This is a genomic window from Neisseria sp. HMSC056A03 (assembly GCF_001815685.1).
Classification (GTDB): domain Bacteria; phylum Pseudomonadota; class Gammaproteobacteria; order Burkholderiales; family Neisseriaceae; genus Neisseria; species Neisseria subflava.
Map to the genome: position 1 here is coordinate 19838 of NZ_KV821587.1, position 13698 is coordinate 33535.

Consider the following 13698-nt stretch of genomic DNA (forward strand, 5'->3'; position numbering starts at 1 on the left):
ATGCTTCATCTTATATTTCAGACGGCCTCAATACCCAAGGCCGTCTGAAACACTTAACAATAAATAGAATCCAACCATGACCGAATTAAACACTCCCATCGTTACCGATATTGACCGCCCTATCCTCGTTCCACCGGGCGGCCATAAAAAAGTCTTACTGCATTCCTGCTGCGCTCCATGTTCCGGCGAAGTGATGGAAGCCATGCTTGCCAGCGGCATCGACTACACCATTTATTTTTACAACCCCAATATCCATCCGCACAAAGAATATATGTTGCGCAAAGAAGAAAATATGCGCTTTGCGGACAAATTCGGCATCCCCTTTGTCGATAAAGACGACGACTACGAAAACGACCGTAAAGAATGGTTCGCCAAAGCCAAAGGCATGGAATTTGAACCCGAACGCGGTATCCGCTGCACCATGTGTTTCGACATGCGTTTTGAAAAAGCGGCGCAATACGCCCATGAAAACGGCTTCCATGTTTTCACCAGCTCACTGGGCATTTCACGCTGGAAAGACATGAAACAGATCAACGGCTGCGGCCATCGCGCCGCCGAGCCGTACGATGACTTGGTTTATTGGGATTTCAACTGGCGCAAAGGCGGCGGCAGCGCACGCATGATTGAAATCAGCAAACGCGAGCATTTCTACCAACAAGAATATTGCGGTTGCGCCTACTCCCTGCGCGATTCCAATGCCCACCGCAAATCGCAAGGCCGCATCCCCATTAAGCTGGGCGTGTTGTATTACGGTGATGAATCCACCCAATACGAGCCTCAAGCCGAAAACAAAATCATTGTTGAGAAATAAATATCAAAGGCCGTCTGAATGTTTCAGACGGCCTTTGTTTAAATCAGATGATTAACGGCGGCGGAATTTACCGTGATCAAAATCATCAAATGCCTGATAAGCAGCTTGGCATTGAATTTTTTGCTCGGCATAAGGCAAACCGCGGAATGCTTTTGCCGCTTTACGGTTTTCCCTCAATTCGGCCTTGTTGCCTTTGTAGCGATACCAAGCGGCACGGCGCTCAAGGTATCTCTTACAAGCAGGATGCAATTTGTTTTTCTTCGCCTGTTGGTGTTTGCTCACATGATGGCCATGCGGTTTGGCCGCCGCTTCGGCAGAATAAGTACCCAAGCTCAATAGGGCAAACACAGCCAGTGCAGAACCTAAAGTTTTAAATGCCAACATGATTCGCTCCCGGTTTAGGTCGGATAGTTCTTCCATTATATGCCTCGCCTGATACATTAACAAACCGCCTAATGCGTTGCATGACAGACGATTGTCAGTAATTACGACATTATCCTTCTTGCTTTGCAAAATTTAACACTCCTTCCATTTAGACAGACGCCGAATATAAATTTCTTTATTTCATAAGCCTCTAGCCAATGTCTGACCAAATGTGATGCAAACTCAAAATAATGCCAAATCGCCACAAAGCCACATGAAACCTAGCCCGAGCCTTCCCCCTCCTTAATCAGCCCCCGAAAAAAGCGCATTGTCAAGTCTAGTTAAACAAAGAAAAATACATTATATTGTGCCGTTCAAAGCAATCACATACCGTATCTTGTGTTTTTTAATGGGGAGACTGAACAATGAATGCAGCAACGAATATTAAAGTAACCAAACGCGACGGACGCTTGGAAGATATCAATTTAGACAAAATCCACCGCGTTGTTACTTGGGCGGCGGAAGGCTTAAAAAACGTCTCCGTATCGCAAGTCGAGCTCAAATCACATATTCAGTTTTACAACGGTATCCGTACCGACGATATCCATGAGACCATCATCAAGGCCGCGGCCGACCTGATCTCACAAGATACGCCCGATTATCAATATCTGGCCGCCCGCCTCGCCATTTTCCATCTGCGCAAAATCGCTTATGGCGAATTCGAACCGCCTCATCTCTACGATCACGTTAAAAAACTGACCGAAGCAGGCAAATCCGACCGCCACATCATCGCAGATTACAGCCGTGAAGAATTCGACGAGCTGAATGCCTATATCGACCACAGCCGCGATATGACCTTCTCTTATGCTGCCGTGAAGCAGCTCGAAGGCAAATATCTGGTTCAAAACCGCGTTACCCGCCAAATTTATGAAACGCCGCAGTTTTTATACATTTTGGTGGCCATGTGTCTCTTCAGCAAATACCCGAAAGAGACCCGTTTGGATTACGTCAAACGCTTTTACGACGCCGTTTCCACATTCAAAGTATCGCTGCCGACCCCGATTATGAGCGGCGTGCGTACGCCTACCCGTCAATTCTCAAGCTGCGTACTGATTGAGTGTGACGACAGCCTCGACTCCATCAATGCTACCACGAGCGCGATTGTGAAATACGTTTCCCAACGCGCAGGCATCGGCATCAACGCCGGACGTATCCGCGGCTTGGGCAGCGAAATCCGCGGCGGCGAAGCGCAACACACCGGCTGTATCCCATTCTTCAAAATGTTCCAAGCAGCGGTTAAGTCCTGCTCGCAAGGCGGCGTACGCGGCGGCGCGGCAACCTTGTTCTACCCCTTGTGGCACATCGAAGCCGAAAGCCTGTTGGTATTGAAAAACAACCGCGGCGTGGAAGATAACCGCATCCGCCAGCTTGATTACGGCGTACAAATCAACCGCCTGCTGTACACACGCCTGATTAAAGGCGGCAACATCACGCTGTTCTCGCCCAATGAAGTCCCCGGCCTGTACGACGCGTTCTTTGCCGACCAAGACGAATTCGAGCGTCTTTACACGAAATACGAGCAAGACCCGAACATCCGCAAACGTACCTTGTCGGCTACCGATTTGTTCTCCACGCTGATGCAGGAACGTGCTGGAACGGGACGTATCTACATCCAAAACGTTGATCATTGCAACACGCACAGCCCGTTTGACCCGCGCGTCGCGCCCGTGCACCAGTCCAACTTGTGCATGGAAATCGCCCTGCCAACCAAACCGCTGGACAACATCAACGACCCGAACGGCGAAATTGCCCTGTGTACCCTGTCTGCCTTCAACTTGGGTGCATTAAACAGCTTAGACGAGCTGGAAGGGCTTGCTGATTTGACCGTGCGCGCTCTCGATGCCTTGCTGGATTATCAAGACTATCCGGTTGAAGCCGCCCGCACCGCGACCATGAACCGCCGCACGCTCGGCATCGGTGTCATCAACTACGCCTACTATCTGGCGAAAAACGGCGTCCGTTACAGCGATGATTCCGCACTCGGCCTGACCCACCGTACCTTTGAAGCCATGCAGTATTACCTGCTCAAAGCATCGGTGAACCTTGCCAAAGAATACGGCGCGTGCCCGCTGTTCAACCAAACCGTTTATTCGCAAGGCAAACTGCCCATTGATACTTACAAAAAAGACTTGGATGCCGTGTGCAGCGAACCGCTGTTGTGCGACTGGGAAAGCCTGCGCGCCGACATCGTCAAATACGGCCTGCGCAACTCCACCCTGACCGCACTCATGCCGTCTGAAACCAGCTCGCAAATCGCCAACGCCACCAACGGCATCGAGCCGCCGCGCGGGTTGGTAACGGTCAAAGCATCGAAAGACGGCATCCTGAAACAAGTCGTGCCGGAGTTTGAAGCCCTGAAAGACGCATACGAAACCCTGTGGCAGCTTCCAGGCAACGAAGGCTACCTGAAACTCGTCGGCGTAATGCAAAAATTCGTCGATCAGGCAATTTCCGCCAATACCGCCTACGACCCGGGTAAATTTGAAGGCAACAAAGTTTCCATGAAACAAATGCTCAAAGATCTGCTGACCGCCTACAAATACGGCGTCAAAACTCTGTACTACCACAACACCCGAGACGGCGCGGATGATACGCAGACCGATATTCAGGATGACGGCTGTGCTGGGGGGGCTTGTAAGATTTGATAAGAGGGATTTCAGACGACCTCACGAGGTCGTCTGAAATAATAAATAACATAGGGGGAAAACAAATTGAAGAATATACCTGAACAATCTATTGTCGCTCTTTTTATAGATGCAGATAACGCACCTTTTGGGAAAATTGATTTTATTCTTAATGAGCTTGCAAATTATGGTTCAGTAATGATAAGAAAAATTTATGGGAATTGGAAAAGTGAACAATTAAAAGGTTGGGAAGCTGTCTTATTGGATTATGCTCTAGCACCTGTTCAACAGTTTGATTATACAAAGGGTAAAAATGCAACGGATATGGCGATGACCATAGATGTAATGGATTTATTATTTCAAGATAAAATAGACGTTTTTTGCATTGTTTCTTCCGATTGTGATTTCACACCGTTAGCAATGAGAATAAAAATGGAGGGGAAACAAGTCATTGGTTTTGGCGAACATAAAACACCTAAGTCGTTGGTTGCTGCATGTAGCAAATTTTTATTTTTAGATGCAAGTTTTGATAAAAGCAGTGGGACAAATGCTCAACCAGCTGAAATTCGGAAGAGAGCTGCTAATGAACTTAAATGTGATACTACATTAATGAATTTATTAAGAGAAGCCATTGCCAATAGTTGTGATGAAGACGGTTGGGCATCATTAAGTAATGTTGGGAAGATTATCAATAACCAATCATCTTTTGATAGTAAAAATTATGGTTATACGAAGTTGGGAGATTTAGTGCGTGTAATTGATATTTTTGAAACTAGGTTGTCAGAAAATCGTTCACAAATGTATATCCGAAATAAAAGAGCAAAGTAAAAAATGAAAGTTATTTAAATAATGGCTTATGATTGAGGTTTGTGAATAATTTTTAGATGGTCTTGTTTTGAATATCAAAAGGCACTCTGAAAACTAAATATTATTTTTTAAAAAGAGAAACACCATGTCCTGCGAACACCTAGTCATGTCATACAGCACCTTTTCCAAAACCAAAAACGATGCGCTTAAAGAGCCGATGTTTTTCGGTCAGCCGGTAAATGTTGCCCGTTATGACCAGCAGAAATACGAAGTATTTGAAAAACTGATTGAAAAACAACTGTCTTTCTTTTGGCGGCCGGAAGAAATCGACGTGTCGCGCGACCGTATCGACTATGCCAACCTGCCCGAACATGAAAAACATATTTTCATCAGCAATCTGAAATACCAAACCTTGCTCGATTCGATCCAAGGCCGCAGCCCGAATGTTGCGTTCTTGCCTTTGGTGTCTATTCCCGAGCTGGAAACGTGGATTGAAACGTGGAGCTTCAGCGAAACCATCCACTCGCGCAGCTACACTCATATCATCCGTAATATCGTGAATGATCCTTCAGTCGTGTTTGATGATATTGTGCAAAACAAATACATTATCGCCCGAGCTGAAGACATTGCCTGCTATTACGATGATTTGATTGAATACACTCAGTATTACAATCTGTTGGGTGAAGGCACGCACAATGTCGGCGGCAAGCTCGTTAACGTGTCTTTGCGCGAGTTGAAGAAAAAACTCTATCTCTGCCTGATGTGCGTCAACGTATTGGAAGCCATCCGCTTCTACGTTTCATTCGCCTGCTCGTTCGCCTTTGCCGAGCGTGAATTGATGGAAGGCAACGCCAAAATCATCAAACTGATTGCCCGTGACGAAGCCCTGCACCTGACCAGCACCCAGCATATGCTCAACCTGATGCGTGCAGGTGCCGATGATCCTGAAATGGCTGAAATTGCGAATGAATTGCAGGACGAGTGTTTCAACCTCTTCAAAAAAGCAGCCGAGCAGGAAAAAGAATGGGCTGCCTATCTGTTTAAAGACGGCTCAATGATTGGCCTGAACAAGGAAATTCTGGCTCAATACGTTGAATACATTACCAATCTGCGTATGCAGGCGGTTGGCCTTCCTGCCGGATTTGAAGGTGCGACCCAAAATCCTATTCCTTGGATCAACGCATGGCTGTCTTCTGACAATGTACAGGTTGCGCCGCAGGAAGTGGAAATTTCTTCTTACTTAATCGGTCAGATTGATTCGGAAGTCGGCGCGGACGATTTGGGCGATTTCGAGCTGTAAACCGCGTTTCAGACGGCCTTTGGGCGTAACCGGCCGTCTGAAAATCTCTTTTCAATCCTCAAGGTATAACCAAAAATGAAGATTTATGGCGACATTGCGGTAAAAGCAGCTGAATCATATTCTAAATATGAAGATATGGAACAAGCTTGGACAGAGATTGCGGCATCATTTCCCATCAAGGAGTCAATTAGAAAAAAAGGATGCCCAAAGAATGCATTTTTGGGATTGTGTCGTGCGGGGTTGGTTAAAGGAATCAACCCGGAAAAAGTCAAAACCAAACATTCCAAAAACGGAGAATATGCCGTTGTAGCGGTCAGCCTTTTAAAAAATGATCCCGAATGGGCAAATCAGAAAAAATCCGTTTTCTGGCGCGAAATTGTGGGTAATGAAAAAAAAATATAACAGCCAGCTTCATGTCGTTTTGGCCTTGTGGGAAAAAGGCTTGATTATTTGAATTTATATATTTAAGGCCGTCTGAAACATTGTTCAGACGGCCTCTATGCCCTAAAACACACATGGCACTCATTAGCACACACGACAAAACCTTCCAACTCCAACAAGGCGAAACCTTATTGGAGGGCTTGGAGCGCACTGGACACGAAGTTGAATACCAATGTCGCAGCGGTTATTGCGGTTCATGCCGGGTCAAAATCTTGGATGGGAAAGTCTCTTATGATAATTTTCCACTCGCTTTTGTCGCGCCCGGAGAAATTTTGCCGTGCTGCTGCCGGGTTACTGAAGACATCAAGCTTGATTGTTGTGAGCGCATCAAAGAGCCGGATTTATTTGATGTCGATTTATTTGAAGACAAATAAAAAATGCCGTCTGAACATTGTGGCCGAAATCTTTGATTTCATTTCCACCGTTCAGACGGCATTTTGTTTAAGCAACCTTATTTACGTTCGCCAACCGGCAAAACCGTCTTGCCGAAAGATTCGTTGATAACCTCTGCCGCTGCCAAGTAGAACGCACCAAGTGCAGTTACCAAGCCTAAGTAACCGCCGATATGGACGATGCTATGATTTTCCATGCCATCGCCAATACCCAGGGCAAAGAACGTCAGTGTCAAGAAAAAGAAAATACCGCTCAATACTTTAGGCTTGGTCAAGGTGGCCACAAACATCATCAGCGAAAACATACCCCATACGCAGAGATACCAACCGATAAATGCCGGGGCTGTTTCACCTTTGAAAAAGATGGTAAACAAAGCCCATGTCCACCAGAAGGCACCATAGCTGATAAAAGCGGTAAAGCCAAACGTATTGCCTTTCTTGAACTCAAACATACCGGCAATAACTTGGGCGATACCACCAAAGGCGAGAGCCATGCCCAAAACTAAGCCGACACCCTCTTGAGCAGTAAAAAAGCCGCCGTTAATCAGACTGAGCAACCAAGTTGTCAATGCAAAGCCACACAGGCCTACTGGACCTGGATTCGCCAGGTTTTCTTTAGTAGTAGTCATTTTATTTCTCCTCTAATTATTAAAATAGGAAGCCTATTGTTACAGGTTTTATTTAAAATTAAAAGAAATAAATTTAAAAAAATCAGGCCGTCTGAAAAATATTTTTCAGACGGCCTTAAATGTTAATAATTAAACTATCCTAAAATAGCCAGGATTTTCCTCAATTCATTGGCATCAATTTGACCGGGAGCTGACGTTTTTCCTGCTGCACCAAAGGTTACGGCTGAGCCGAAAGCCGAGCCGGCCAGACGACTGATCGCACCGATTTTATTCATAGACATAGTAATAATCGGGCAGTTTATACTTTGTGAAACATCATATGTTGCCTGTAATAAGGTCAATACATCTTGCGGCGATTGCGGCATCACGGCAATTTTGCAGATATCCGCGCCCCACTCGGCCATTGTTTTCAGACGGCCTGTAATGTCTGCCAAAGACGGCGTGGCTTGGAAATCGTGATTACAAAGTAAGGCGGCAGTTTGATACTCATGCGCCAAAGCAATGGTTTGTTTTACGCCGCTTTCCTCGGCACAAAGCTCGATGTCGATAATATCGGCTTGTTTGGAACGGATGATTTTTTCCAATAATTCAAAATAATAGTCGTCAGCACAAGGCGTATTGCCTCCCTCTTGCGCCCTTCTAAACGTAAACAGCAAAGGCTTGTCAGGAAAAGCCTGTCGGACAATGCCTAATTGCTCGGCAATAAAATCGGCATCAAGCGCTTCTTGAAAAAAATCCGCACGAAATTCAATAATTTCAAAAGCCGTATCTTTCAATACACGCAAAGCCTGATCCAATTCCTGCGTATTAGCGGCCACCAGCGGCACGGCAATTTTAGGCAGACCTTTGCCGATCTCGATATTTTTGATGATGACAGATTTCATATTGTTCCTTTTTGCTGTTCAAACCAATCAGTGCAGATGCTCGTAAATGGTTTCCGCCAAGGCTTTGCTGATGCCTTCAACTTTTTCCAAGTCCTCGCGGCTGGCGGCAATCACGCCGCGTAAACCGCCGAATCGGGTGAGCAATGCTTGGCGGCGTTTGCTGCCGATACCGGGGATTTCGCTGAGTGAGGAAGTAACGCGTGCTTTGTCGCGTTTTTTGCGGTGGCCTGTGATGGCAAAGCGGTGCGACTCATCGCGTACGGTTTGCAATAAATGCAAAGCCGGGCTATTGGGCGGCAGGCGGAAGACTTCGCCGGTAAAAGGCAGTATGAGTTCTTCCATGCCGGCTTTGCGCTCGGGGCCTTTGGCGATACCGACCAAAGGTATGTGCAGCCCGAGCTCTTCCCATACCGATACGGCTACGCCGATTTGCCCTTTGCCGCCGTCAATCAACACGACATCAGGCCATTTGACGCTTTCGCCGTTGGCTTCGGCTTCCTGCATTTTGCCGTAACGGCGCGTCAACACTTCGCGCATGGCGGCGTAGTCGTCGCCGGGCTTGGCGGTTGTGATGTTGTAGCGGCGGTATTGCGAAGGCTGGATGTTTTGCTCATCGTACACAACGCAGGACGCAATAGTGGCCTCGCCTTGCGTGTGGCTGATATCGAAACATTCAAGGCGGTTGAGGCCGTCTGAATCCATGCCGAGGATTTTTGCCAGTTCATCAATACGGTGTTGCTGGCTGCTTTGTTGCAGGCGGCGTTGGGCAATTGCCATTTGTGCATTTTGTTCCGCCATTTTCAACCAGACTTTGCGTTCGCCTATGGTTTTGGTGACAAACTGCATTTGCTTGTCGTGTTCGCCTTCCAAAGCCTCTTTCAGCGCATCGGGAACGGGAAAGTTGCTGATGATAATGTCGGGTTTGCTTTTGCCCAAATAATGTTGGGCGACGAAGGCTTCGGCGTAATCTTGTCCGTTTGGCTCGGGATCGTTTTTGGTGTCGGGGAAAAAGCTTTTATCGCCTACATGCCGTCCGCCGCGTATGCTGACCCAGTGTACGCAAACCAGGCCGTCTGAAACCGCCAGCGCGAGTAAATCAATATCGTTTGGATTGTTTGTATTTTTACTGTCGATAAACTGATTACTCTGCATGATGCCGAGCGCTTGGATTTGGTCACGGTAACGGGCTGCTTCCTCAAATTGCAGATTAGCGGCGGCAGTTTGCATTTTGTGTTGCAAGGTGCGCGTCAGTTCGTCGGTTTTGCCATTGAGGAAAGTTACTGCTTCACGCACGCTGTCGCGGTAATCTTCTTCGCTGATGTGGCCGACACAAGGCGCGGTGCAGCGTTTGATTTGGTAAAGCAGACAAGGACGGTCGCGGTGCTCGAATACGCTGTCTTCACAGGTACGCAGCATAAAGACTTTTTGCAACACTTGAATGCTGTCGCGCACGGCATTGCTGTTGGGATACGGGCCGAAATATTGATTTGGCTTTTTCAGCGTGCCGCGGTAATACGCCATTTGCGGATATTGATGGCCGCTGAGCATCAAATAAGGATAGCTTTTGTCATCACGGAAAAGAATATTGTATTTCGGCGACAAGGCTTTGATGAAGTTGTTTTCGAGAATCAGCGCTTCGGCTTCGGAACGCGTGATGGTGGTTTCAATATGGTGAACCTGTTTTACCATCAATGCGATGCGCGGCGAATGGTCGTTTTTTTGGAAATAACTGGAAACGCGCCGCTTGAGATTGACCGCTTTGCCGACATACAAAACATTGTTGTCTTCGTCAAAAAAACGGTACACGCCCGGCAGATTGGGCAGATTTTTCAGAAAAAGAGGTAAATCGAACGGTTCGGTTGCGCTCACGGGATTTTCTTTTGGAATAAGCAGGCCGTCTGAAAACTTTTCAGACGGCCTTTTTCATTGACGTTTAAGATTCTTGAGACGGAGTATCTTCAGCTTCTACTGCTTGGTTTTCAGCTGCATCGCTTTCCAAAGCGGCTTCATCTTCAGCCTCTTCGGCCACGCGTTCCAAGCTGACCAAGGTTTCGCCTTCATCCAGATTAATCAGGCGGACACCTGCGGCAGCACGGCCGGTCTCGCGGATTTGCTCAACTTTGGTACGAATCAGGACGCCGCCGCTGGTAATCAGCATCAGGTCGTCGGTTTCGCTGACCAAAGTCGCGGCAACCAAATCGCCGTTGCGCTCGCCGGTATTGATGGCGATATTGCCTTGGCCACCTTTATTTTTACGGCTGTAATCGGCAATCGGCGTACGTTTGCCATAGCCGTTGGCGGTAGCGGTCAATACTTGCAAATCGCTTTGCTCGGCTTCAGGGGCGAAGGTAATCAGGCTGACAATCTTGCCATCGGCTGGCAGGCGCATACCGCGCAAACCGCCGCTACCACGACCGGACGGACGGACACCGTGTTTGCCGCTTGGCAATGCGTTTTCGGCATTTTCATCATCCAGGCCGTCTGAATCTTCGTTTTCGATTTCAATATCGGCATCTTCTGCTTCATCGTTACCGGATTTTTCCCAATATTCGTTAAAGCGGATGGCTTTGCCCAAGTTGGAGAACAACATAATGTCGTCCGCACCGCCGGTTTGTGCTGCGCCGACCAAGTAATCGCCTTCTTTAAGCGCAATGGCTTTGATGCCTTGGCTGCGGACGTTTTTAAACGCAGACAGCTGGACTTTTTTCACCATGCCTTGTGCAGTGGCAAAGAAGACGTATTGGTCTTCCGGAAACTCGCGGACGGCCAAGATGGCGCTGACTTTTTCGCCTTCTTCCAATTGGATAACATTGTTAATCGGACGGCCTCGGCTGTTGCGGCCGCCTTCCGGCAGTTTGTACACTTTAATCCAATGGCACTTGCCAAAATTGGTGAAGCACATCAAATAATCATGCGTGTTTGCAACAAACAGGGTTTCGATAAAGTCTTCGTCTTTGGTTGCCGCCGCCTGTTTGCCACGGCCACCCCGACGTTGCGCCTGATAATCGGTCGTCGGCTGGGTTTTGATGTAGCCGCCATGAGTCAGGGTAACGACCATTTCGCGTTGCGGAATCAGATCTTCATCGGCGATATCGCCGCCAAACGGATTGATTTCGCTGCGACGTTCATCGCCAAAGTTGGCTTTAATGTCTGCCAATTCTTCGCGGATGATTTGGGTAACGCGCTCTGGTTTGGAAAGAATATCCACGAAATCAATGATTTTGCTCATCAGGTTTTTATATTCGCCGACAATTTCTTCCTGATCGAGGCCGGTCAGATTACGCAGGCTCATACGCAAAATGGCATCGGCTTGCAATTCGCTCAGATAATAGCCTTGGCTGTGCAGCCCCAAATTCTCCGGCAAGCCTTCAGGGCGCATCATTTGCAGATCTAAATCCGTACGGCTGAGCATGTCTTCAACCAAGCTGCTGCGCCATGGGCGGGACAGCAGTTTTTCTTTGGCTTCCGGCGCATTGGCAGATTCTTTGATCAGACGGATGATTTCGTCGATATTGGACAATGCAACTGCCTTACCTTCGGCAATATGGCCTTCATGACGCGCCTTTTTCAGGCGGAATAAAGTACGACGGGTAACGACTTCACGACGGTGGCGCAGGAACTCGGACAGGATTTGTTTCAGGTTTAGCAAGCGCGGCTGACCATCAACCAAGGCTACCATGTTGATACCGAAACTGTCTTGCAGCTGGGTCATTTTGTAGAGTTGGTTCAAAACGACTTCGGCATTTTCATTGCGTTTCAATTCGATCACGACACGCATACCGGATTTATCGGACTCGTCGCGCAGGTCGGATACGCCTTCCAACGTTTTTTCGCGTACCAACTCGCCGATTTTCTCAACCAGCTTGGCTTTGTTGACTTGATATGGAATTTCATCGATAACGATGGCTTCGCGTTCGCCGTTTTTACCGATAGGCTCGATATGGGTTTTACCGCGCATCACCACGCGGCCGCGGCCGGTTTTATAGCCTTCGCGCACGCCGCTTAAGCCGTAAATAGTTGCGCCGGTCGGGAAATCGGGCGCTTGGATGATGTTGATCAGCTCGTCGATTTCAGTTTCAGGCTCGTCCAACAAACACAGGCAGGCATTGATGGTATCGCCTAAATTGTGTGGCGGAATATTGGTTGCCATACCGACGGCAATACCGGACGAGCCATTGACTAACAGCGCAGGGAAACGGGTCGGCAATACCAGCGGCTCATGTTCGCTGCCGTCATAGTTGGGGCCGAAATTAACGGTTTCTTCTTCAATATCCGCCAGCATTTCATGAGAAATTTTTTCCATGCGGATTTCGGTATAACGCATGGCTGCTGCGGCCAAGCCGTCGACAGAACCGAAGTTGCCCTGACCGTCGATCAGTACATAACGCATGGAGAAGTCTTGCGCCATGCGGACGATGGTGTCGTAAACGGCTGTATCGCCGTGGGGGTGGTATTTACCGATAACGTCGCCGACGATACGCGCCGATTTTTTATAGGCGGAATTCCAGTTGTTTTTCAACTCGTGCATCGCGTACAAAACGCGGCGGTGTACCGGCTTGAGACCGTCGCGGACATCCGGCAGGGCTCGTCCCACAATTACGCTCATGGCGTAATCGAGGTAGCTCTTGCGCATTTCGTCTTCAAGGCTGACAGGCAGGGTTTCAAGTGCAAATTTATGGTCGTTGCGGATGGTTGCGTCGGTCATGATTATCTGTAATTTCGTATGGCAAAAATCTTGTTGATTCTACCACAAAACAAGCGGTTTATGGCTTTTGCGTGAAGGCCGTCTGAAACAGAATTTCAGACGGCCTTCGTTATTTAATAAATTGAATTTAGTTGCAGCCAGAATCTTGGTTCGCAGCCTGCAAACTCAACTCTTTGCGCTTCTTAGCCCTTTCATAACGGCAGCGTTGGCGCGGTGTATTGATTTCCAAAGGCGGTACAGGAACCGGCTTACCGTCCTCAACGGCAACCATGGTGAAGTAGCAGCTGTTGGTATGACGCACTTCGCCGGTGTGGATGTTTTGCGCCTCTACACGGATGCCGACTTCCATAGAAGTACGGCCGGTGTAGTTGATGCTGGCGTAAAAGGTTACCAGTTCGCCGACATGAATAGGCTCTTTAAACAATACTTTATCAACAGACAGAGTAACGCAATAGGTACCGCTGTAACGGCAGGCGCAGGAATATGCCACTTGGTCAAGCAGGCGCAGAAGATCGCCGCCGTGAACATTGCCGCTGAAGTTTGCCGTATAAGGCATCATCAGCTCGGACATGATCAGTTCATGGGAAGGTAGTTGGCGTTCTGGTTTCATAGTTTCTTATCCTTTTGATATTTATTTTTTAATTGTCTGAAAACTTCAGACTGCACGTGTGCAAAATCATTC

12 protein-coding genes are annotated in these 13698 nt (G+C 48.0%); 6 read left to right on the top strand and 6 right to left on the bottom strand.

The annotated features are described in order from the left end of the window. The first annotated feature begins 76 nt into the window (after nucleotides 1-76). On the top strand, nucleotides 77-811 hold the full coding sequence (locus HMPREF3052_RS00750) for an epoxyqueuosine reductase QueH (RefSeq protein WP_004464372.1): 735 nt from the start codon (nucleotides 77-79) through the stop codon (nucleotides 809-811). Nucleotides 812-862: 51 nt separating this feature from the next. On the opposite strand, the gene HMPREF3052_RS00755 is transcribed toward HMPREF3052_RS00750, so the two are convergent. After that, on the bottom strand, nucleotides 863-1195 hold the full coding sequence (locus HMPREF3052_RS00755) for a stress response protein (RefSeq protein ID WP_070747797.1): 333 nt from the start codon (nucleotides 1193-1195) through the stop codon (nucleotides 863-865). A gap of 404 nt (nucleotides 1196-1599) precedes the next feature. Between HMPREF3052_RS00755 and nrdA the strand changes: the two genes are divergently transcribed. The 5 genes from nrdA (at nucleotide 1600) to yfaE (ending at nucleotide 6780) form a co-directional block, all read left to right on the top strand. After that, the gene (nrdA, locus tag HMPREF3052_RS00760; RefSeq protein ID WP_070747799.1) at nucleotides 1600-3879 is read left to right on the top strand and encodes a class 1a ribonucleoside-diphosphate reductase subunit alpha; all 2280 of its coding nucleotides are present in this window, start codon (nucleotides 1600-1602) and stop codon (nucleotides 3877-3879) included. 66 nt (nucleotides 3880-3945) lie between these two features. Then, nucleotides 3946-4686 carry an NYN domain-containing protein gene (locus HMPREF3052_RS00765; RefSeq protein ID WP_070747802.1) on the top strand — a complete coding sequence of 247 codons (741 nt, stop codon included), beginning with the start codon at nucleotides 3946-3948 and terminating at the stop codon, nucleotides 4684-4686. A 145-nt stretch (nucleotides 4687-4831) separates the two neighbouring features. After that, a complete protein-coding gene (nrdB, locus tag HMPREF3052_RS00770; RefSeq protein ID WP_141756588.1) occupies nucleotides 4832-5965 on the top strand; it encodes a class Ia ribonucleoside-diphosphate reductase subunit beta in 1134 nt (377 codons plus the stop codon). A 75-nt stretch (nucleotides 5966-6040) separates the two neighbouring features. Next, nucleotides 6041-6367, top strand: coding sequence for a DUF6979 family protein (locus HMPREF3052_RS00775; RefSeq protein WP_283126931.1), 327 nt, complete (start codon nucleotides 6041-6043; stop codon nucleotides 6365-6367). Nucleotides 6368-6480: 113 nt separating this feature from the next. After that, entirely contained in the window at nucleotides 6481-6780 is a 300-nt protein-coding gene (yfaE, locus tag HMPREF3052_RS00780; protein ID WP_070747808.1) for a class I ribonucleotide reductase maintenance protein YfaE, read from the top strand. A gap of 77 nt (nucleotides 6781-6857) precedes the next feature. Here yfaE and HMPREF3052_RS00785 read toward each other — a convergent pair whose 3' ends face one another. From HMPREF3052_RS00785 to HMPREF3052_RS00805, 5 genes are all read right to left on the bottom strand, one after another. Next, nucleotides 6858-7427: an acetate uptake transporter gene (locus HMPREF3052_RS00785; protein WP_070747811.1), complete on the bottom strand. Its 570-nt coding sequence runs from the start codon at nucleotides 7425-7427 to the stop codon at nucleotides 6858-6860. A 134-nt stretch (nucleotides 7428-7561) separates the two neighbouring features. Continuing rightward, entirely contained in the window at nucleotides 7562-8311 is a 750-nt protein-coding gene (aroD, locus tag HMPREF3052_RS00790) for a type I 3-dehydroquinate dehydratase (protein WP_070747814.1), read from the bottom strand. 27 nt (nucleotides 8312-8338) lie between these two features. Then, a complete protein-coding gene (gene uvrC, locus HMPREF3052_RS00795) occupies nucleotides 8339-10180 on the bottom strand; it encodes an excinuclease ABC subunit UvrC (protein WP_070747816.1) in 1842 nt (613 codons plus the stop codon). A 64-nt stretch (nucleotides 10181-10244) separates the two neighbouring features. Then, nucleotides 10245-13016, bottom strand: coding sequence for a DNA gyrase subunit A (gene gyrA / locus HMPREF3052_RS00800; RefSeq protein ID WP_070747819.1), 2772 nt, complete (start codon nucleotides 13014-13016; stop codon nucleotides 10245-10247). A 127-nt stretch (nucleotides 13017-13143) separates the two neighbouring features. Next, on the bottom strand, nucleotides 13144-13626 hold the full coding sequence (locus tag HMPREF3052_RS00805) for an acyl-CoA thioesterase (RefSeq protein ID WP_070747822.1): 483 nt from the start codon (nucleotides 13624-13626) through the stop codon (nucleotides 13144-13146). Nucleotides 13627-13698 lie beyond the last annotated feature (72 nt).

Coding starts and splice junctions, on each gene's coding strand:
- HMPREF3052_RS00750 (WP_004464372.1), top strand. CDS start 77: ATGACCGAATTAAACACTCCCATCGTTACCGATATTGACCGCCCTATC.
- HMPREF3052_RS00755 (WP_070747797.1), bottom strand. CDS start 1,195: ATGTTGGCATTTAAAACTTTAGGTTCTGCACTGGCTGTGTTTGCCCTA.
- nrdA (WP_070747799.1), top strand. CDS start 1,600: ATGAATGCAGCAACGAATATTAAAGTAACCAAACGCGACGGACGCTTG.
- nrdB (WP_141756588.1), top strand. CDS start 4,832: ATGTCATACAGCACCTTTTCCAAAACCAAAAACGATGCGCTTAAAGAG.
- HMPREF3052_RS00775 (WP_283126931.1), top strand. CDS start 6,041: ATGAAGATTTATGGCGACATTGCGGTAAAAGCAGCTGAATCATATTCT.
- yfaE (WP_070747808.1), top strand. CDS start 6,481: ATGGCACTCATTAGCACACACGACAAAACCTTCCAACTCCAACAAGGC.
- HMPREF3052_RS00785 (WP_070747811.1), bottom strand. CDS start 7,427: ATGACTACTACTAAAGAAAACCTGGCGAATCCAGGTCCAGTAGGCCTG.
- aroD (WP_070747814.1), bottom strand. CDS start 8,311: ATGAAATCTGTCATCATCAAAAATATCGAGATCGGCAAAGGTCTGCCT.
- gyrA (WP_070747819.1), bottom strand. CDS start 13,016: ATGACCGACGCAACCATCCGCAACGACCATAAATTTGCACTTGAAACC.
- HMPREF3052_RS00805 (WP_070747822.1), bottom strand. CDS start 13,626: ATGAAACCAGAACGCCAACTACCTTCCCATGAACTGATCATGTCCGAG.